The 20,619-nt window shown below is 40.5% G+C and carries 17 protein-coding genes; 5 read left to right on the top strand and 12 right to left on the bottom strand.

From position 1 onward, the window contains the following. Positions 1-88: 88 nt before the first annotated feature. The 3 genes from recB to grxB are packed head-to-tail and all read left to right on the top strand — an operon-like array spanning position 89 to position 6,292. Positions 89-3,703, top strand: coding sequence for an exodeoxyribonuclease V subunit beta (gene recB, locus BKK54_RS01500; RefSeq protein ID WP_077540828.1), 3,615 nt, complete (start codon positions 89-91; stop codon positions 3,701-3,703). After that, positions 3,703-5,643: an exodeoxyribonuclease V subunit alpha gene (recD, locus tag BKK54_RS01495; protein ID WP_077540826.1), complete on the top strand. Its 1,941-nt coding sequence runs from the start codon at positions 3,703-3,705 to the stop codon at positions 5,641-5,643. The genes recB and recD overlap by 1 nt, the downstream gene beginning before the upstream one ends. 1 nt (position 5,644) lies before the next feature. Continuing rightward, the gene (grxB, locus tag BKK54_RS01490; protein ID WP_077540824.1) at positions 5,645-6,292 is read left to right on the top strand and encodes a glutaredoxin 2; all 648 of its coding nucleotides are present in this window, start codon (positions 5,645-5,647) and stop codon (positions 6,290-6,292) included. A 48-nt stretch (positions 6,293-6,340) separates the two neighbouring features. On the opposite strand, the gene BKK54_RS01485 is transcribed toward grxB, so the two are convergent. Then, entirely contained in the window at positions 6,341-6,823 is a 483-nt protein-coding gene (locus BKK54_RS01485; protein ID WP_077493026.1) for a Dps family protein, read from the bottom strand. Between the two features lie 292 nt (positions 6,824-7,115). On the opposite strand from BKK54_RS01485, the gene cdd reads away from it, so the two are divergent. Further along, positions 7,116-7,994, top strand: a complete 879-nt coding sequence (gene cdd / locus BKK54_RS01480) for a cytidine deaminase (protein WP_077540822.1) — start codon at positions 7,116-7,118, stop codon at positions 7,992-7,994. 30 nt (positions 7,995-8,024) lie between these two features. Here cdd and BKK54_RS01475 read toward each other — a convergent pair whose 3' ends face one another. From BKK54_RS01475 to purE, 11 genes are all read right to left on the bottom strand, one after another. Beyond that, on the bottom strand, positions 8,025-8,843 hold the full coding sequence (locus tag BKK54_RS01475) for an urease accessory protein UreD (protein ID WP_077540820.1): 819 nt from the start codon (positions 8,841-8,843) through the stop codon (positions 8,025-8,027). 97 nt (positions 8,844-8,940) lie between these two features. Then, positions 8,941-9,576, bottom strand: a complete 636-nt coding sequence (gene ureG, locus BKK54_RS01470) for an urease accessory protein UreG (protein ID WP_077540818.1) — start codon at positions 9,574-9,576, stop codon at positions 8,941-8,943. A gap of 148 nt (positions 9,577-9,724) precedes the next feature. Then, the gene (locus tag BKK54_RS01465) at positions 9,725-10,432 is read right to left on the bottom strand and encodes an urease accessory protein UreF (RefSeq protein WP_077540816.1); all 708 of its coding nucleotides are present in this window, start codon (positions 10,430-10,432) and stop codon (positions 9,725-9,727) included. After that, positions 10,417-10,974, bottom strand: a complete 558-nt coding sequence (gene ureE / locus BKK54_RS01460; RefSeq protein ID WP_077540814.1) for an urease accessory protein UreE — start codon at positions 10,972-10,974, stop codon at positions 10,417-10,419. Before ureE ends, BKK54_RS01465 begins: the two co-directional genes overlap by 16 nt. A gap of 53 nt (positions 10,975-11,027) precedes the next feature. Next, a complete protein-coding gene (gene ureC / locus BKK54_RS01455; RefSeq protein ID WP_077540812.1) occupies positions 11,028-12,746 on the bottom strand; it encodes an urease subunit alpha in 1,719 nt (572 codons plus the stop codon). A 9-nt stretch (positions 12,747-12,755) separates the two neighbouring features. Beyond that, entirely contained in the window at positions 12,756-13,061 is a 306-nt protein-coding gene (gene ureB, locus BKK54_RS01450; RefSeq protein WP_077540810.1) for an urease subunit beta, read from the bottom strand. A gap of 33 nt (positions 13,062-13,094) precedes the next feature. Beyond that, positions 13,095-13,397, bottom strand: a complete 303-nt coding sequence (gene ureA / locus BKK54_RS01445; protein ID WP_077540809.1) for an urease subunit gamma — start codon at positions 13,395-13,397, stop codon at positions 13,095-13,097. A 25-nt stretch (positions 13,398-13,422) separates the two neighbouring features. Next, the gene (locus BKK54_RS01440; RefSeq protein ID WP_077540807.1) at positions 13,423-14,325 is read right to left on the bottom strand and encodes an urea transporter; all 903 of its coding nucleotides are present in this window, start codon (positions 14,323-14,325) and stop codon (positions 13,423-13,425) included. A 213-nt stretch (positions 14,326-14,538) separates the two neighbouring features. Beyond that, positions 14,539-15,729: an amino acid aminotransferase gene (locus BKK54_RS01435; protein ID WP_077540805.1), complete on the bottom strand. Its 1,191-nt coding sequence runs from the start codon at positions 15,727-15,729 to the stop codon at positions 14,539-14,541. Positions 15,730-15,868: 139 nt separating this feature from the next. Beyond that, a complete protein-coding gene (gene purK, locus BKK54_RS01430) occupies positions 15,869-16,957 on the bottom strand; it encodes a 5-(carboxyamino)imidazole ribonucleotide synthase (protein ID WP_077540803.1) in 1,089 nt (362 codons plus the stop codon). Positions 16,958-17,201: 244 nt separating this feature from the next. Continuing rightward, on the bottom strand, positions 17,202-17,699 hold the full coding sequence (gene purE / locus BKK54_RS01425) for a 5-(carboxyamino)imidazole ribonucleotide mutase (protein WP_077540801.1): 498 nt from the start codon (positions 17,697-17,699) through the stop codon (positions 17,202-17,204). 159 nt (positions 17,700-17,858) lie between these two features. Here purE and pepN point away from each other — a divergent pair, with 159 nt between their 5' ends. After that, complete coding sequence (gene pepN, locus BKK54_RS01420) at positions 17,859-20,468, top strand: aminopeptidase N (RefSeq protein ID WP_077540799.1); 2,610 nt, start codon at positions 17,859-17,861, stop codon at positions 20,466-20,468. Positions 20,469-20,619 lie beyond the last annotated feature (151 nt).

Genomic DNA, 20,619 nt, shown 5'->3' with positions numbered 1-20,619 from the left:
AATTGCCATTAAAAAATCAATTTAATACATAGCCAAAGCAACAATTCCCCCCTAAAATAACGCTATTTAATCCCACATTTGCGAAACTATGACAACATCAACGCCGCTTAATCCTGTCGAATTACCTTTAAATCAAGTGAATTTGATCGAGGCTTCAGCCGGAACGGGGAAAACTTATACCATTGGTTCTCTCTATCTTCGCCTCTTATTACAAGCAGGAGAAAAGAATTTTTCACGCCCGTTAAATGTCGAAGAGATTTTAGTGGTCACTTTCACGGAAATGGCGACGGAAGAACTAAAGCAAAAAATCCGTGAACGCATCATAGATGCCATTCAAAAATTGTCAGTTTATGCGGAAACGCAGTCAGAAAGCGCTTTTAAAGATGATGATTTTCTGACCGCACTTTCTCAGCATATTGATGATCTTCCCCTTGCTATTCAGCGATTAAAATTGGCGGAACAAAATATGGATCTTGCGGCAATTTTTACCATTCATGGTTTTTGTCGCCGAATGTTAATGCAGTATGCTTTTTATTCCGGTGTCCATTTCAATTTGGAATTAGTAAAAGATCAGTCTGATTTATTGAAGCAATTTGCCAATGAATTTTGGCGTGAACATTTTTACCCACAGTCTTTTGCGGTCGCAAATTTTATTGCACAAGAGTTGAAATCGCCGGATAGTGTATTCGCACTACTTAAAAATGATATTGGCAAAAATTTCGATGTTGAATTGGAACATCAAGATCTTCTCGTCTTACCTCTTGAAACGCTTTTAGAAAAAGTGGTGGTGCAACGCAATATCATTGATAAATTGAAACAAACATGGCAAGAAAATGAGGGGGAAATTAAAGATTTCATCGCACAGGAGCTGCAAGATAAGCGATTAAACGGCAATAAATATCGTGCCAATAATCTGCCCGGTTATTATGCACGAGTGGCGACTTGGGTGAAAAATACAACAGCACATTCATTGAGTGAAGATATTGTAAAATATTTTACGCAATCAGCTGTGAATGCTAATGCAGCCAAGAACAAAAAGCCAAATTGTTCCACTATTTTAGAAAAATTGGATCACTTGGTTGAAGAATTTGAACATACGCTTTCCCCAGAATTGCTAAAGAAACTTATTCTCTATCATTACTGGCAAGGCGTTCAACAAAAACTCCTTGAATATAAACGTAATCATCAAGAAAAGTCTTTTGATGATTTATTACGATTACTTTGTGAAGCCTTGCAAAATGAACAGGGTGATCAACTCGCTGAAATGATCCGTTTTCAATATCCCTTTGCCATGATCGACGAATTTCAGGACACGGATGCACAGCAGTATGAGATTTTTTCCAAAATTTATCGAGAAAATCGGCAGAATAATACCGGCTTTATTATGATAGGTGACCCTAAACAGGCGATTTATCGTTTCCGTGGTGCGGATATTTTTACCTATTTAAAGGCTGCCAAGCAGGCGGATGAGCGTTTTAGTTTAATGAAAAACTATCGTTCCGAGCAACGAATTGTGGAGGGGATAAACAAATTATTTGATTTTCCTAAATCCCCCTTTATTTATGACAATATTGAATTTACATCGGTAGGGGCAAAAGCGGATCATCGCCAATTTTATTTAAATGGTGAACAGGAACCGGCTTATCGCTTTTATTTGACGGAAAAAAATGATGGAAAATTAGATAAAACAGCACTTGCCCAAACTTGTGCGGTTTCAATTCAACATTGGCTAAAAAGTGCGGCTGAAAATCAGGCAGTTTTTAAGGGGGATAAGGATAGCCAAATTTTACAGGCTGCCAATATTGCCGTTTTGGTGCGTGATAGAAATGAAGCCGCATTAGTGAAAACGGCCTTACAAAAATTAGGCATTGCTTCAGTATTCCTTTCTGATCAAAGTAGCGTGTTTGATAGTCGGGTTGCGAAAGAATTGGTACGAGTTTTGAAAGCCTGTTTGAATGTGACGGAACGATCTATTTTAAATGCGATTGCTACTGCACTTTTTGGTTTAACGGCGGCAGAAATTCACCAAATTCATCATAACGAACAAGATTGGCAACGATGGGCGGATAGTTTTGAGCTGTATCAGCAAATTTGGCAACGACAAGGCGTCTTACCCATGTTGCACCATCTTTTACTTGAACAAGGCATTGCCGAACGTTTATTGGGTTTACCTACCGGCGAACGTGATTTAACGGATTTTTTACATCTTGCTGAGATTTTACAGCAAGCCTCCACATTAAATAACAGTGAAGCGGCATTACTGAGTTGGTTTGAAAAACAAATTCGTGGAGAGGGCAGACAAGAAGCACAAATTCGTTTAGAAAGCGAACGTCAGTTAGTCAAAATCGTGACGATTCATAAATCGAAAGGATTGGAATATGATTTAGTTTGGTTACCGTTTTTGGCTGTGCCAAGCCGTGATCTCAATCAATTCGCTAACATTAATCTCTATTACTCAAAAGATAAAGATCGCGTTTTATGGGATATGGAGAATCGTCATTTAGATGAATTGGCAGAGGAAACTTTTGCAGAAGAGCTACGTTTACTTTATGTGGCATTAACCCGGGCGAAATATCAAATGGCGTTTGCCTTGCCGGCAGAATTTGATAAAAAATGGAATCCGTTTCTTTATGTACTCAGTCGTGGGGAAATTGGGAAGAATTTAGCTCTGTTACAAACTTATTCAAGCAGCTCATTACTTAATGAATTTAAAGTGAATATGTCGAGCATTGTCATTGAACCTGCAGAAAAATTAAATGAATTGCCCTCTCTATCCTTTTCTTTACCTCAGGATGAGCTTGCAGTCTCTTCTTTTCACGGTGAGATCGAGCAAAATTGGCATATCACCAGTTTCACAAGCATAGAGCAAAAACATCGTTGGAGGAATTATCTGAATGACAGTGTGGTAAAAAAATCCGCTGTTTTTGATGAGGCAAAAGATTACGATACACAGATAATCTTGGAAAATTCTTCTGAAATATTAACTGCACTTTCCAATGACAATCGGTTGCTTATTGCTGAGTTTCCTCATGGCACGCAAGTGGGAACATTGTTACATCGTTATTTAGAAAAAAATGATTTTAATGCACTGACTAATGATGTCGCCCTTGAAAAACTTTGCCAAGAATTGCAGGTGGAAACAGATTTCATCACATTATTACAGCAATGGTTTGAGCAAATTGTGCATACTCCGTTGCCGGCATCTCATGGGATCAAATTAATTGATTTGGCAAAATCCGATTATATCAAAGAGATGTCCTTTTATTTATCCATTCAGGATCATTTTGACGTAGCGGGCTTTAATGAAGCCTTACAATCCCATCACCACTTACCAAGTGACATGCTGCAATTTGAAGATATCCAAGGCATGATCCGTGGCACCATTGATTTGGTTTTCCGCCATCAAGGCAAGTACTATTTGTTGGATTATAAGTCTAATTTTCTTGGTGAAAATTGGGCGGATTATTCGCCTAACGCCTTAGAAAAAGCGATGTTACATCATCACTATGATTGGCAATATTTGCTTTATACTTTGGCATTACACCGTTATTTAAAAACCGTCGATAAGAACTATGACTATGAACGAGATTTCGGTGGCGTATTTTATCTTTTCTTGAGAGGAATGAATGGTGAGCCTCAATCCGGTGTGTTTTTTGATCGCCCAAGTGTGCAACTCATCAATGAATTAGAGGAGGTGTTTTAATGCTAAGGCTTTTACAATCATTGAATGAACAAAATATTATCAGTTTAGGCGATTATTATTTTGCCAAACTGATTGCAGATAAGCAGCCGGATAACCTCCCTGAACCGACCAAACATTTAGCCGTTTTACTCGCAGCACTTTGTAGTTGGCACTATGCACAAGGTAATACTTGCGTTGAATTGGATAAGGCATTAGAACGGAGTTTATTCGGTTTGGCATATCGTGCCACAGAAAGGGATTATCTTGCAGAGATTCAACAAAAAATAGATTTTCTCTCAGTCGAACAATGGCAATCTCATTTACGAGGACATCTTGCATTTACACAAGATCCGATTTCACACATTGCTCCGATGGTTTTTCAATTTAATGCCTTATATTTTTATCGTATCTGGCAAGATGAATACCGTGTAGCACAATATATTAAAAACACCTTAAAAAATAACCGCACTTTGGCTTTTTCTCCTGATGAAATTCGAGAAAAATTAGCGTTGTATTTTCCTCAAAAATCGGCAGAGATTGATTGGCAAAAAGTGGCGGTGGCAACGGCGATTAAAAGTCCATTCACGGTGATTACCGGCGGACCGGGCACCGGAAAAACCACCACCGTGACAAGGCTGTTATTAGTTTTGCAAGAATTATACCAACATCAATTACACATCAAACTTGTTGCGCCAACGGGCAAGGCAGCCTCAAGGTTGGAAGAATCTATCCAAAATGCTTTAGGATTTTTACAACAATCCATGAGATTATCCGATACTCTGGTGCAATCTATTCCACAAAAAGCGGAAACATTACATCGCTTGCTTGGTGTCAATGCTTTTAACGATCATTGTCATCACAATGAAAGAAACCCATTACAACTTGATGTTTTAGTGGTGGATGAAACCTCGATGATTGATCTCCCTCTGATGGCAAAATTGATCAATGCACTAAAACCGGAAACCCGCTTGATTTTATTGGGTGATCAAGCACAGCTTGCTTCTGTGGAGGCAGGGGCTGTGCTAGGCGAGCTGGCACAATGGGTCGAAGAGCCTTATAGCAGGGAACAAGCGAATTATTTACGCCAAACCACAGGGTATAATGTACCAAATGCGGCAATCACAAATCCAATGCGTGATAGTTTATGTCATCTCACCTTTAGTCGCCGTTTTGATAAAGATTCCGGCATTGGTAAACTTGCCGAGCAAATCCAACACGGAAATGGGGAAGAAAGCCTCAAGCTATTTTCAGCTTTCCCTCAGGAATTATATTTTAATCCGTTTAATACGGAACAAACTGAAGCGGCTTGGGTGCAACAGGTCGTGCAAAGTGCGGTGGAAAATTATCGTCTTTATTTAACGGAATTGCGAGAATTACAAAGGCAAGGTGTGGATTTCAATCAACGGAATGAAGAAGGTAAAACCTATGCGGAGGTGATTCAAGCCCATTTTAATTCAATCAGATTTTTGACCGCACTTCGTAGCAGTCCGTTAGGTGTGGAAAATCTGAATAAAGAAATCGCTTTAGCATTGCGTCGAGAGCATTTGCTTTGGTTTAGAAATGAGCAAGATTGGTATCTTGGCAAACCGATTATGATCACGGAAAACGATCATAATGTGCGTTTATACAACGGGGATATTGGATTGTGTTTGGCAAAGGGCAAAGTGTGGTTTGGCAATCGTGAGGTACTAACCAGCCGTATTCCTGCTCATGAGTCGGCATTTATTATGACAATCCATAAATCGCAAGGATCGGAATTTGATCACACACTAATGGTTCTACCAACAGAGCCTAACCCGGTGCTTTCCCGAGAATTAGTGTTTACCGGTGTAACACGAGCCAAAAAATCACTCACCGTTTTTGCCAGTGAAAAAATCTGGAAAATGGCAGTACGCCAAACCGTAAAACGGCAGAGTGGGTTAGGAAAATTATTAGAAAATTTCACTCAAACAGGAGAATAATATGAAATTATATGCTTATGATCATTGCCCATTTTGTGTGCGTGCAAGAATGATCTTTGGGTTAAAAAATCTGCCTTTTGAACTCGTCATTCTCGCCAATGATGACGAAATCACGCCAACAGATTTAGTGGGGAAAAAGGTTGTCCCGATTTTAGTCAAAGAAGATGGCACAGCAATGCCGGAAAGTTTGGATATTGTCCGTTATGTGGATGAGTATTTCGGTGAAAAAATGCTTTCTGAACAACTTCGTCCTGAAATTGAGGAATGGGTAAAAACGGTCAGTCGTTACTACAATCATTTACTCATTCCGCGTTTTGTCAAAATGGATCTCGCAGAATTTAAAACCCAAAGTGAGGTGGATTATTTCACTAAAAAGAAAACCGAATCAATCGGGGATTTTCAGCAAAATTTAGATGAAACGGCAAACTATCTTGTTCGCTTACATCAAGATCTCGAAAATCTTGTGCCTCTGATTAAATCCCCTTCATCATTGAATGATGGGATTTCTTTGGAAGATATTATTGTTTTCCCAATGTTACGTAATTTAACCTGTGTACGTGATATTCAATTCCCACCGGAAGTGGCGGCATATTTAGAGAAAATGTCCGAGCAGAGTGGGGTGGAGTTGTATTTTGATAAGGCGATTTAATCACAAAAAAACCTGCCAACCGGCAGGTTTTCTTTTTATTAGATTGAATTATGCATGGCAAGTTTGGCAAGCGGCTTTGAACATCCATACCAATTTTTCTTGCTCTTTGATGTAGTCGCTCATTTGAGAAGCGGTACCTTCATCATCGGCATCGCCGGCAAGAGCGAGGATTTCACGTTGTTGATCAAGCAATACTTTTAAGCCTGATAATGTACCGGATAAACAGTCTTGCGCATTGCTTACCGCAATGTCTTCTTGAATACGGGATACTTTTAAGTATTGGCTGTAAGCATTATTTGGCGTATGACCTAAAGTCAGGATTCGTTCTGCGAGTTCATCAATTTTAGTGATTAAATCTGTATAAATTTCTTCAAATTTTGCATGTAATTCAAAGAAGTTTACACCTTTAATATTCCAGTGATAACCACGCACGTTGGTGTAGAAAATTTGATAAGTGGCAAGTAAATCATTTAATTTGTTTGCTAATTCTGCGGATTGTTCTTTATCTAAGCCGATAGATGTTTTTGACATAATGTTTTCCTCTACATTGTTGATAAACTTTTTACAGACAGAAGCCATCTCGCTTCAAGTGTGGCTATTATACATAATAAAAGTAGGGAATAAAGCCACTTTGTTAGATAGAATTGATAGATTATTTGTATCAATTCTATGTTTTTAAAAAGATTTAACGATTGATTAACAAAATGCCTTTATAACTTCAATTGTGATCTTTTTCACAGATTTTATAAATAGTCGATTGATCCGTTGAGTTTTGATCTACAATAAGTGCGGTTAAATTTTAAGATGTTTTTAAGGAGAACGGATGAAAGAATTAATTAAACACGCACTGCCACAGGATGAGCCATTGAATCAGTCAATTATAAAAGAACTAGAAGCTGGAAATTGGGCGGGCTTTTTGAGGGCTCAACAAGTGGAACGGATTTGCTTAGATTTTGAATTAGAGCCCTTGCAATTAGCCATACATTTACTTCCTATCGCCGCTTGTTATAGTCATACGGCCGTTTCCCATTTTAATGTTGGGGCGGTGGCAATTGGTCAAAAGGGGGATTTCTACTTTGGTGCAAATCAAGAATTTGCAAATGTAGAAATTCAACAGACTATTCATGCGGAACAAAGTGCGATTAGTCATGCATGGCTGCGTGGAGAAACACAGATTGATCATGTGGTTGTGAATTACACACCTTGCGGGCATTGCCGTCAATTTATGAATGAATTACAAGGCGCTGAAACCTTGCAGATTCATCTTCCTCATCGTTTAAATAACCCTTTACATCATTATCTACCGGATTCTTTTGGTCCAAAAGATCTTAATATTACGGCTCATTTATTAGCCAAAGAAGAACATCATTTGATTGCCGATCATTCTGATGAATTGATTAATCAAGGGATTTTAGCGGCGAACCAATCCTATTGCCCTTATTCCGAAAGCCCACACGGCATTGCAATATTGTTTAAAAATGGGGAAATTATTACCGGGCGGTATGCGGAAAATGCGGCCTTTAATCCTAGTTTACCGGCATTACAAACCGCACTGAATTTTGCTTATTTGAATGACAAAATATTAACGGATATTCAGCGTATTGTGATGGTGGAAAAACCGGCAAAATTGAGTCACAAATCAATGACGGAAGAACTTATACGGGCATTGAATTTACCTGTTTTAGAATATGTGACGGTATAAAAATAGGGCAGAGTAATCTGCCCATTTTACTTAACTTTCCTTTTGGAAATCTTTGGCAAGATTTTGAAACATATCCTGAATTTGCTCGGCACGATGCCCGAGTACACGCACCATTATTCCTCCACTGTTCAAAAGGGAAGCCCCAACCAGCATAGTTTTTTCTTCTGCAATATGTGCGTGAATGGTTTGTAAAATTGCCTTTAATTCGACCGCACTTTTACCTAGGTTTAGATAAATTAATGATCCTTGATGGGAATAGTTTTCCATTTGGCTCAATGCGGTGAGAGTCATTGATGAAGGCAGCCATTGAATACAATCTGACACAAGCGGGCGTTTTTTGCCATCATTTTGCAGGGCATAAATTTTCAAATGAGATGAAAATTGACGGAAAGCAAAACGCTCATTATTTAGCACACGCCCAATAGCGATAGTTTCACCGTAAATCAGTTCACTGTTTGGCTGCATGTCAATGATCGTTTTTTGTTTGAAAGCAGCATCTTTATGCAACACCAAGGGATGAGGCAAATAGAATAAACGGCTTTCTTCCGCCAAATGAATTTGTGTGATTTGCTCGGCACAGTCGCCAGCATTCATTGCCTGCACACGGCTGAATGCCTGCGTATTCAGCGAAAGTGCGGTAGATTTTGCCAGTGAAATTTGAATATCCAACCGATCCCCTGCCAAGATACCCGGTGAGGAAGACATTTGCATGGCATTTAATCCGTTCAACCAAGTACCGGAATAATTCGGTAACGTCATCACTTTGAATGGTGGCGTCGCAAAGTATTCTGCAAGTTGGGTTGTACCCTTGGAAGAAAGTTTAGTGGAAAGTTTGAGTTTACTGTTCATTGTTTAACTTTTAAACACCTCTTTGAAAAGGCTAGGGGGATTTTATTTCTATCAAACCCTTCCCTGTACCCCTCTTTTCTTAAAGCAGGTAATATCTTTATCTTACTAACGCTTTTGGCTCTTCCACATTTTTTAATAATGCATATTTTTCGATCCAGCCGATCACTCCATTGAGATTTTCTTTTTTCATTAGATTAGTGAAAATAAACGGCTGACCATTACGCATACGACGGGCATCACGTTCCATTATGCTTAAATCTGCCCCTACAAAAGGCGCAAGGTCGGTTTTATTAATCACCAATAAATCCGAACGGGTAATACCCGGCCCGCCTTTACGTGGAATTTTCTCGCCTTGCGCCACATCAATCACGAAAATCGTCACATCTGCTAAATCCGGGCTAAAGGTGGCTGAAAGGTTATCACCACCTGATTCGATAAAGACGATTTCTACATCAGGAAAACGAGCCACCATTTCATCTACCGCTTCAAGATTCATTGAGGCATCTTCACGGATTGCTGTATGAGGACAGCCGCCGGTTTCCACCCCCATAATCCGCTCTGGCGGAAGTAGGCTGTTTTTTGTTAAAAATTCCGCATCTTCTTGGGTGTAAATATCATTGGTGATCACCGCTACGCTATATTTGCTTGCGATCTCACGGGTGAGTTTTTCGATTAACGCCGTTTTGCCCGCCCCGACTGGGCCGGCTACGCCGATTTTAATGTAGTTACGCATTGTTTTTCCTTTTTCTAATGGTTTCCCTCTCCACTTCCGGGAAAGGGTGGATAAATTCTTTGGTTTTTTGGAGGGAGAGGGTATGAAACATAGTACCGAATTTTGGGTAAAAAATGACCGCTCTTTCCTTCTCCCGTAAACGTACTTTCTACGACATATAAAGTCTCGTATAAAGCTGTTCGTGTTGCATTGCCCGAATATCGTTAGCGAGTGTGGCAGCTCCGAGCCAATCGGGATCAGGATTGAGGCTTAATCCTACCGCTTCTTGCAAAGGCTGACGTAAGCCGAACAAAATATCTTGTCCGTCCATTTGGCTTAATGGAATCAGCTTTACCCCATTGGTGATCGCTCCGACCGCTGCATTGTAATAAAAGGCATAGAGCGTATCGGCTTTGGTTAGCCCCATTGCTTGGGCTATCATCGCAAAGACGATAGGGAAGTAGCCTTGAACCAGTTTTTCTGTGATGGCTTGTTGATATGCCATGAGAACGGGATGATTTTCATAGCGAATAAAAATTTTGAGCAACCGCACACCGAGTTTAAAACTGCCTTCACGGCTTTCACGTGCCATTTTCGTGGCGGAGAGTTCCCAATCCAATTCGCATAAACGGTCGAAATTGTGGTTTTCCATGGCATCGAAAGCAAGAGAGAGATAAGCCCCGTCATTATAAATCCAGTTTTGTAATAGCTGGGTGTGAACATAGTCTTCAAGTGTCGCTTTACTTTCCACAATTCTCTGTTGAACGAAGGTTTCCAAACCATTTGAGTGGTTAAATCCGCCAATAGGAAGCGTAGGATCAACTAGATGGAGCAATGCGCCTAAATCAGACAAACTCCGGTTTAATGTTGGTGCCAATTTCCGTCTCCGTGATGATGGTAGCCATTGTGTGAATGGGCGTGCTGATGAGAATGTCCGTGACCTTGAGCAGAATTTGCCCGTAACGCTTGGCTTAAACGGCGCTCTGCTTTTTGCGGATTAAATCCTGCTGCCTGTAACCATTCAAACATCGGCTTGTCGTAAGGTAAGGTAACTTCATCGCCATCTAAAAAGAGCGGAGAATGTTTATTACCGATTTCATAACAGGCTCGTGCCATTTCAGGTAAGGTTTTTGGTGAAAGTAGGATAACTTCACTTGGCAAAATTTCGATCACGATTGCCAGTTCATCGCTAATAAACACCACATCATTATGTTTCAAGCGTTGTCCTTCTTTGAGCAAACGAAACGCCACTTCACGTCCCGTGTCAGTAGTTTTTCGTAAAATATTGCGTTCGCTTTCATACCATTGCAATGGTACACGCTCAATGCTTTGAGTGGTAATTTTACCCTCTGTACGAAGGTCGGTTAAATTTCCCAAGATGTTTTCCATAATGGGGAGGATTGGGTTGATGATCTTCATATTTTCCCGATAAAACTAAATATCCCCCTCTTAAATAATGAGGGGAAATATACCTAGAACATAAAATACCGTTGTGCCAATGACACTTTCTCTGCAGGTTCGCAGGTGATTAATTCTCCATCAACCCGAACTTCATAGCGTTCTGGATCGACAGTAATTTCAGGTGTGGCATCATTGTGAACTAAATCTTTTTTACCAATATGACGGCAGCCTTTTACAGCAATAAGCTCTTTTTGTATCCCGTATTGGGTTTGAATATCCGCTTGTTTGCTCGCTTCAGATACAAACACTACCGCAGTTTCCGTTGTGGCTTTGCCTTGGTTACCAAACATTGGACGATAGAATACCGGTTGTGGTGTTGGAATAGAGGCATTTGGATCACCCATTTTAGCATAGCTGATGAACCCTTTTTTGATGACGGTTTCAGGTTTTACACCAAAAAACATCGGTTTCCATAATACAATATCGGCAATTTTACCGACTTCTAATGAGCCGACATGATCAGCGATACCGTGAGCAATAGCAGGGTTGATGGTGTATTTGGCAATATAGCGTTTAATGCGGAAATTATCGTTTCCTTCACTGCCGAGCTCGCCACGTTGTGCTTTCATTTTGTCAGCTGTCTGCCAAGTACGGGTAACGACCTCACCGATACGCCCCATTGCTTGTGAGTCTGAACTCATGATGGAGAATACACCGATATCGTGCAAAATATCTTCTGCTGCAATGGTTTCTGGTCGGATACGGCTGTCTGCAAAGGCGACATCTTCAGGTACACGCTTATCTAAATGATGGCAAACCATCAACATATCCAAATGCTCGTCAATAGTGTTGACGGTGAACGGACGAGTTGGGTTAGTGGAGGCTGGGAGGACATTTGAATACATTGCCGCTTTGATAATATCGGGAGCATGCCCACCGCCGGCACCTTCAGTATGGAAAGTATGGATAACACGTCCGTCAATGGCTTTCATGGTATCTTCTAAGAAACCACTTTCATTGAGCGTATCTGTATGGATTGCGACTTGTACATCCATTTCGTCTGCCACTTTTAATGCCGCATCAATCACAGCGGGAGTGGCTCCCCAGTCTTCATGAATTTTTAACCCTAATGCGCCGGCACGGATTTGTTCTCTTAATGGCTCAAGTGTAGAGCAGTTGCCTTTTCCGAAAAAGCCAACATTAACAGGTAAGGCTTCAGCCGCTTGGAACATGCGTTGTAGATTCCATGCGCCGGGCGTGCAGGTGGTGGCGTGTGTGCCGTCTGCCGGTCCAGTACCGCCACCAATCAAGGTTGTTGTACCGTTTTCTATGGCGTGTTGTGCTTGTTGTGGGCAGATAAAGTGAATATGGGTATCAATTCCCCCAGCGGTCGCAATCAAATTAGCACCATTATGCACTTCTGTACTGACCCCGATAATCATATTTGGGGTAACACCGTCCATGGTATCCGGATTGCCTGCTTGACCAATGCCGACAATACGTCCATCACGAATACCAATGTCTGCTTTAATGATGCCAAGTTTCGCATCAATAATGATCACATTGGTGATAACAAGATCCAGAACATTGGGATTATCACGTGTTGCTGTACCGGATTGTGCCATACCATCACGGACACTTTTTCCTCCGCCAAACTTACATTCATCCCCTTTAGTGAGTAAATCTTGTTCAATAGTTGCCCACAAATCTGTATCGCCTAAACGTACGCTATCGCCCACAGTTGGACCATAAGTTGCCACATATTGGGCTCTTGGAATTGTTAATGCCATCATTTCCCCCTACAATTTGCCGTCAATTTTGTTATGGAAACCGTAAATCACTTTGTTTCCACCAAATGCTACGAGTTCTACTGTTTTAGCTTCACCCGGTTCAAAGCGTATAGCGTTGCCTGAAGGAACATTTAAACGCATGCCACGTGCTAAAGTGCGGTCAAATTCAAGGGCATTATTGGTTTCGAAGAAGTGATAGTGGGAACCCACTTGGATTGGGCGATCGCCTTTGTTCACCACGTCTATTTTCACAGTTTTTCGCCCGACATTGGCGTGAATATCACCGTTTGCTAATTTGTATTCGCCTGGGATCATTGTTTTTCCTTTTTTCAATCTTCACGGTTTAGATTATCTAATCGGATTATGTACCGTAACTAACTTAGTGCCATCAGGGAAAGTGGCTTCAATTTGCACTTCATGCACCATTTCGTGGATACCTTCCATGACATCATCAATAGTTAAAAGCGTTGCGCCATATTCCATCACTTCTGCGACAGTCATACCGTCACGGGCCGCTTCTTGCAAATGGCTGGCAATGTAGGCAATGGCTTCCGGATAATTTAATTTTACCCCACGGGCTTTTCTTTTCGCTGCTAATTCACCGGCGAGAAAAAGCATCAGCTTTTCTTGTTCTCTTGATGTTAAATGCATATTTACCTTCTTTTATTTCATCAGATTATTTGGGATTAAATAAGTTAGTGAATTTTTTAGAATTTAGTTTTTCATGGTTGAGATTATTTTTAAACCATAAAATCAACCAAGCAGAAACAATAAAGCCGATAGTATAAGGCGGTAAACCCGTTTTCGCTATATTAAATTGAATTAAAATTGCAAGGATAATACCACTGATTACGTATATAAAATCACTTAATTTTTTACCGGCAAAGGCACAAGCCACTAAAATAGCGGAAAAGCTATAAATCCCGTTTGCAAGTTGATTAGGTTCAATATTAAATAAACAATCTGCAATGAAAGGACTAAGGACAGTAGCCGTCATTCCCCAGATTGCGGCAATCGGTGAACTAATCGCAATGGCAATAAACAATAGAAAACCTGTTGTTAAATTTGCACCAAAATTGACTTCTGCCCAAGCATAAAATGGTTGTTTAATCGAATCTAATGTGGCGGTGTGATCAACAAGGTTTGGGGTGGTTTGCGATAATCCGAATAAACCGATTTGTGCTATACCCCAGCAAAAAAACCAACAAGTCAGCACAAAAGGAAAAGTATAAGCCACCCGATTTCTTTTGGTAAATTCACGCATAATGAGTGTTGCAATGATCGCATTTATCATACCTAAGGAAAAAATAAGAGGAGAAACGCCTTTTAATCCAAAGGTAAACATTGTACACATAAAAGCAAGGCTGGCATTGAAGCCATATAGCCCCTGTTTGATTTCATTTTGGGGATACTTGAGTAAGATGGCTGTTATTGTGCCAATGATTGCCCCAAGTAAGCAACCCATACCTAATGCCCAGTGGCTGAAAAACATTGCGATACAGATAATTAGCCCTGATAGACCGTTCTCTTGTAAAAAGATTTGCCCGATTCCGACAAGGACAATTTTTATAAATTGCATAAAAAATCTCCCTCATAAAAGATGACCTTTATAGTCTAAGTCGTGTTAAGAATAATTGCCAATCATAAATAGTTAAATTCTAAAATTTTAACGTTTATAGTTAAATAAATTTTAAATATTTAATTTTTTATTGGATAATTTTTAATGTTTTCCTTGTTTTATCGAAAATAAAAAAGCGCATATTGGAATGCGCTTTTGAGTAAAGAGAGGAGATTAAAGAACTTTAACAATGCTTTCACATAAGTAACGAATGTTATCTTCTGTAATACCTGCCACGTTAATGCGGCCTGAACGCACTGCATAAATAGCAAATTCGTCTTTTAAACGATCCACTTGCTCGGCGGTTAATCCGCTAAAGGAGAACATACCGTTTTGTTCAATGATAAAACTAAAATCTTGTTGGGCTCCAAATTCTTTTAATAATTGCACGAATAAATGGCGCATTTTTTTGATTCGTTCACGCATTTCGGTGAGTTCATCATCCCAAGATTGGCGAAGTTGAGGCTCACTTAACACTTGAACAACGGTTGCTGCTCCATGTGAAGCCGGGTTAGAGTAGAGCGTACGGATAATAGATTTCACTTGAGTCAATGCCGTTGAAGCGATCTCTGAATTTTCAGCCACTAAGGTAAATGCTCCGACACGTTCATTATATAGCCCGAAGTTTTTTGAGAAAGAGCTGGCAACGAGCAATTCTTTGTGATTTGCGGCAAAGGTGCGTAAACCAAGGGCATCTTCATCTAAGCCGTTTGCTAAGCCTTGGTAAGCAAAGTCAAATAATGGTAACCAACCGTTTTTTGCAGAAAGATCAGCGAGTTGTTTCCATTGTTCCGGAGTTGGATCGATACCGGTCGGGTTATGGCAGCAACCGTGTAGAAGCACCACATCGCCTTCATTTGCATTACTTAAATCGGCGATTAAATTATCCCAATCTAACGTTTTGTTTTCCGCATCATAATAGCGATATTCACGAATTGTCATTCCTACCGCATTGAAAATCGCATTGTGGTTCGGCCAAGTCGGTGTACTGATCCAAACATTTTGCGCTTTGGTTTGGCGTTTAATAAATTCTGCTGCAATACGTAACGCCCCGGTTCCGCCAAGGCTTTGTACGGTCCTGGCACGTTGTTGCTTAATAATGTTGCTATCTACGCCAAAGAGTAGTTCTTGAGTTAAACGGTTGTATTCTGCGATACCATCAATGGTAAGATAATTTTTGGTATTTTCTTTGTCGAGCAAGCGTTTTTCGGCTTCTTTTACGGCACGCATAATTGGTGTTGCGCCTTGTGCGTCCTTATAAACTCCAATACCAAGATTGATTTTATTGGCTCGGGTTTCGGATTTGAATGCTTCACCTAAGCCAAGGATTGGATCAGCAGGGGCGGCTTTGATATTTTCAAACATAGCGTTTTCCTTTTTTAATGGATTTAGGTCTGTTGTTTTATACTGCAAGCTTTTATGTTTAGCAAGTAAAAACACGATAAAAATTAACCGCACTTTTGTGTTTTGTTAATTACATCAAAAAGTGCGGTTAAAAATGAATTTATTTTAATTGTGCGACTGTCCAGTCCAAACCGGATTGGTAATCTTCCGGTAAAGTATGTCGAAGTTTTTCCAGTTGTTGAATAATAACGGATTTATTTGGGTGAGAAAGGTTAATATGGCCGACTTTCCGCCCCGCACGTACTTCTTTGCCATACCAGTGAAGTTGGGCAAACTCTGTCTTTAGCCATTGCGGGTTATGATCTGTGCCAATTAAATTCACCATGACACTTGGAGCAAAGGTTTTCAAGTTTGGTGTCGGCAAATCCAGTAAAGCACGCAAATGCAATTCAAACTGGCTAATGGTGCAGCCAAGCTGTGTCCAATGGCCGCTATTGTGCACCCGTGGGGCAAGTTCATTAATTAGAAGTTTATCGCCAATCACAAAACATTCCATCGCCATGACGCCCACATAATTGAGTTTGTCCATAATTTTACCAAGCATTTCTTCCGCTTGTTTTTGTTGGCTTGATTGTTGTGGGAAAGTGGTATCCATCACGCTATAACGTAAAATTCCATTTTGTTGAAGATTGTGTGTCACAGGATAAAAGTGTTTTTCACCATTTTTGAAACGTGCACCAACAAGTGATACTTCATCATCAAAAGGAATAAATTGCTCTGCAATCACTTCACCGAATAAATCATCGGTAATTTCAGTGTTGTTTTCATTGGTGATAATCCATTGTCCGCGTCCGTCATAACCACCGGTACGGCGTTTTACCACGACTTTTTCACTAATGTTTTGGAACACCTCTTGCCATTGATCTTTATTTTCTAATAAGCACCAAGGCGAGGTAGAAAGCCCAAGTTCATCCAAGAGTGATTTTTGCGTTAAACGATCTGCCAACAAGCCAAAGATGGATTGATTAACAAAATGAGGGTGGTTGCCAAGCAATTCGGTGAGAGGTGTTTTTTCCCAACGCTCGATTTCAGCTGTGATAACCGCATTTTTCGGTAAGTCAAAAATAGGGGCGTTGAAAGCTAAAGGTTCGACTTGAATATCTAAAGGGGCGCCGGCATAGCGAAGCATTCTGCCTAATTGACCGTTACCAAGCACATAAACCACGGGGTAGAGTGAAGACTGTTGCATTTTATTTCTCGTTAAAAATAATCGAAAAAACAACCGCACTTTATTGGCATTATGTAGAAAATGAACAAAAACAGGCGTTTAAGCAAAATGTAGGGACACACTGAGTGTGTCCGTTATGGAATCAAATGTATTTCAATATAGCGGACACACTCAGTGTGTCCCTACGAGAAAGTCCAAAATCAGGTTTGTAAAACCGCTACATAATGCTGAACTTTATTAAAAGTACGGTCAAATTTTTAGGTTTTTATAGGCGTGGATCGGGGTTATCCAATACTGCCTTCGTTTGTTTTTCACGGAAAGCTTGTAAACGTGAGAGCAAATCCTGATCCCACGCCGCCAAAATTTGTGCAGCAAGTAATGCTGCATTGGCTGCACCGGCAGGGCCGATGGCAAGTGTTCCCACGGGAATACCTTTTGGCATTTGCACAATAGAATGAAGGCTATCCACACCACTTAACATGGAACTTTTCACCGGTACGCCAAGTACGGGAACCAAGGTTTTCGCCGCAATCATACCGGGTAAATGTGCGGCTCCACCTGCGCCGGCAATAATCACTTTATAGCCGTTTCGCTGTGCATTTTCGGCAAAACTAAAAAGTTTATCAGGGGTACGGTGGGCTGAAACGATTTCAACGTGGTAAGGTACATTGAGTTCATCTAGAATTTGCGTGCTTTCTTGCATGGTCGTCCAATCGCTTTTGGAACCCATCACAATCGCAATTTGTGCTTGTGTTGTGGACATTTTTTGCTCTCAAGTAAAACTAAAAACGGTGCGTAGAATAGCATAATTTAACAAGGCTAAGCAAACGTTTGCTCGGTTGTAGTGAGAGAAAATTACATTGCAACTTTTGCCGTAAAATCATATCCTAATGGACGATTTTTTCTTAAAAAAGAGCGGATTATGTTAGCCAAAGCAAAATATCGAAAAGATTATAAAAAACCGGATTTTACGGTTACAGACATTTATCTGGATTTTCAATTAGATCCGAATCACACTGTGGTTACCACAACTACAAAGTTCCAACGATTAAACGATGACGTAACAAGTTTGCGTTTAGACGGTCATAGTTTCCAATTTTCCTCCATTAAATTTAACGGTAAGCCTTTTACTGCGTATCAACAAGACGGCGAAAGTTTAACGTTAGATCTCAGCGATCAAAGTGCGGTCGAATTTGAGCTAGAAATTGTCACCATTCTTGTGCCGGCAGAAAATACCTCGCTACAAGGTTTGTATCAATCGGGCGAGGGGATTTGCACACAATGTGAAGCGGAAGGTTTCCGCCAAATTACTTATATGTTGGATCGTCCTGATGTGTTAGCGCGTTACACCACAAAAATCACCGCAGATAAAACGAAATATCCTTACTTACTTTCCAATGGAAATCGTATTGCTGAAGGTGAATTAGACAACGGTCGCCATTGGGTTGAATGGCGTGATCCTTTTCCGAAACCAAGCTATTTATTTGCCTTAGTGGCGGGTGATTTTGATCTTTTGGAAGATAAATTTACCACAAAAAGCGGGCGGGAAGTGGCATTAGAACTTTATGTAGATCGCGGGAATCTTGATCGTGCCGGTTGGGCGATGGAAAGTCTGAAAAAATCAATGAAATGGGATGAAGATCGCTTTAATCTGGAATACGATTTGGATATTTATATGATTGTTGCGGTGGATTTCTTCAATATGGGAGCGATGGAAAACAAAGGATTGAATATTTTCAATTCTAAATTTGTATTAGCGAATCCACAAACGGCAACGGATGAAGATTATCTTGCTATTGAAAGTGTGATCGCACACGAGTATTTCCATAACTGGACGGGGAATCGAGTGACCTGTCGTGATTGGTTCCAATTAAGTTTAAAAGAAGGCTTGACCGTGTTCCGTGATCAAGAATTTTCTTCCGATACCGGCTCTCGTGCGGTAAACCGTATCAATAATGTAAAATTTTTACGCACTACACAATTCGCTGAAGATGCCGGCCCAATGGCGCATCCGATTCGTCCGGAAAAAGTGATTGAAATGAATAACTTTTATACGGTTACCGTGTATGAAAAAGGCGCAGAAGTGATCCGTATGTTGCATACTTTATTGGGCGAGGAAGGGTTCCAAAAAGGGATGGCGTTATATATTGCGGAAAATGACGGCAAAGCCGCGACCTGTGAAGATTTTGTCTCTGCCATGGAACGTGCGAACGGGCTTGATTTAACCCAATTTCGCCGTTGGTATAGTCAGTCGGGTACGCCGGAATTATTGATTAGCGATGCTTATGACGAACAAACCCACACCTATTGTTTAACCGTTTCTCAATCTACCCCGCCAACAGCCGATCAAATGGAAAAAGTCAATCTCCATATTCCACTAAAAATGGCGTTGTATGCTCAAGACGGTACGAAACAAATTCTGCAGCACAACGGTACACCATTAAGCGGGGTATTAAATATTACGGAAAAAGATCAAGTGTTTGAATTTCACGGCATTTATGGTCGCCCTGTTCCGGCATTGCTGGAAGATTTTTCCGCACCGGTGAAGTTAGATTACGATTACACCACGGAACAACTTCTTACTTTATTAAAATTTTCCGAAAATGCTTTTGTGCGTTGGGATGCGGCACAAATGTTATTGACGAACGAGTTACGACGTAACGTGACTCACTTCCAACAAGGAGAAGATTTCGAAATTTCACCTCAAATTTTGACCGCACTTTTATCAGTGTTGGAAAATTATGAAGATGATATTGAATTGGCAACCTTAATCCTTACCTTACCACGGGATATTGAATTTGCCGAAAGTTTTAAAACCATTGATCCCGATGGTATTGTAGCTGCACGATCGTTTATATTGAAAACCATTGCCGAATATCTGAAAGAGCCACTGCTTAAAGCTTACAACCATATTCGTTTGGATGAATATCGTATCACTCAACAGGATATTGCTCTACGTGCAATGCGAAACCTTTGCCTAAATTATTTGGCTTATACCTCCCTTGGCAATAATCTCGTTCATAAGCATTATAATGCGGCAAATAATATGACGGATACTCTTGCCGCACTGGCTGCTGCAACCAAAGCCTCCCTTGCGTGCCGTGATACCTTACTCGCTGATTTTGAGCAAAAATGGCAACACGATGGCTTAGTGATGGATAAGTGGTTTGCATTACAAGCCACCCGACCGGATGAAAATGTGTTAGACATTGTGAATCATCTAATGGATCACCCAAGTTTTAATTTCAACAATCCAAACCGTCTTCGTGCTTTAGTGGGGAGTTTTGCTAATCAAAACCTTAAAGCTTTCCATGAAATCAGCGGTTCAGGTTATCGTTTCTTAACAGATGTATTAATCCGCCTCAATGACAGCAACCCACAAGTTGCCGCTCGTCTGATTGAACCCTTGATCCGTTTCGCCCGCTACGATGCTCAGCGTCAAACCTTGATGAAGCGTGCATTGGAGCGTCTAAGCTCCGTCGAAAATCTTTCCAAAGATTTATTTGAGAAGATTGAGAAAGCGTTACGCTAGATTTTTAAAATGTAGGGACACACTGCGTGTGTCCGATTGTAATATATTGAAACAATTGTAATTTATAACGGACACACGCAGTGTGTCCCTACAAATATCACTTGACATTCTTAAATAGGAGCAAAAAATATGCTTGCCTTGCCTTGCCTTG

It is taken from the genome of Rodentibacter genomosp. 1 (assembly GCF_001999285.1).
GTDB lineage: Bacteria > Pseudomonadota > Gammaproteobacteria > Enterobacterales > Pasteurellaceae > Rodentibacter.
The sequence above is the reverse complement of the archived record's forward strand: the minus strand, read 5'-3'. Positions and strand labels throughout refer to the sequence as shown.

Bases quoted from the DNA above. Each gene is read 5' to 3' on its own strand.
- recB (WP_077540828.1), top strand. From the start codon at position 89: ATGACAACATCAACGCCGCTTAATCCTGTCGAATTACCTTTAAATCAA.
- recD (WP_077540826.1), top strand. From the start codon at position 3,703: ATGCTAAGGCTTTTACAATCATTGAATGAACAAAATATTATCAGTTTA.
- grxB (WP_077540824.1), top strand. From the start codon at position 5,645: ATGAAATTATATGCTTATGATCATTGCCCATTTTGTGTGCGTGCAAGA.
- BKK54_RS01485 (WP_077493026.1), bottom strand. From the start codon at position 6,823: ATGTCAAAAACATCTATCGGCTTAGATAAAGAACAATCCGCAGAATTA.
- cdd (WP_077540822.1), top strand. From the start codon at position 7,116: ATGAAAGAATTAATTAAACACGCACTGCCACAGGATGAGCCATTGAAT.
- BKK54_RS01475 (WP_077540820.1), bottom strand. From the start codon at position 8,843: ATGAACAGTAAACTCAAACTTTCCACTAAACTTTCTTCCAAGGGTACA.
- ureG (WP_077540818.1), bottom strand. From the start codon at position 9,576: ATGCGTAACTACATTAAAATCGGCGTAGCCGGCCCAGTCGGGGCGGGC.
- ureE (WP_077540814.1), bottom strand. From the start codon at position 10,974: ATGAAGATCATCAACCCAATCCTCCCCATTATGGAAAACATCTTGGGA.
- ureC (WP_077540812.1), bottom strand. From the start codon at position 12,746: ATGGCATTAACAATTCCAAGAGCCCAATATGTGGCAACTTATGGTCCA.
- ureB (WP_077540810.1), bottom strand. From the start codon at position 13,061: ATGATCCCAGGCGAATACAAATTAGCAAACGGTGATATTCACGCCAAT.
- ureA (WP_077540809.1), bottom strand. From the start codon at position 13,397: ATGCATTTAACATCAAGAGAACAAGAAAAGCTGATGCTTTTTCTCGCC.
- BKK54_RS01440 (WP_077540807.1), bottom strand. From the start codon at position 14,325: ATGCAATTTATAAAAATTGTCCTTGTCGGAATCGGGCAAATCTTTTTA.
- BKK54_RS01435 (WP_077540805.1), bottom strand. From the start codon at position 15,729: ATGTTTGAAAATATCAAAGCCGCCCCTGCTGATCCAATCCTTGGCTTA.
- purK (WP_077540803.1), bottom strand. From the start codon at position 16,957: ATGCAACAGTCTTCACTCTACCCCGTGGTTTATGTGCTTGGTAACGGT.
- purE (WP_077540801.1), bottom strand. From the start codon at position 17,699: ATGTCCACAACACAAGCACAAATTGCGATTGTGATGGGTTCCAAAAGC.
- pepN (WP_077540799.1), top strand. From the start codon at position 17,859: ATGTTAGCCAAAGCAAAATATCGAAAAGATTATAAAAAACCGGATTTT.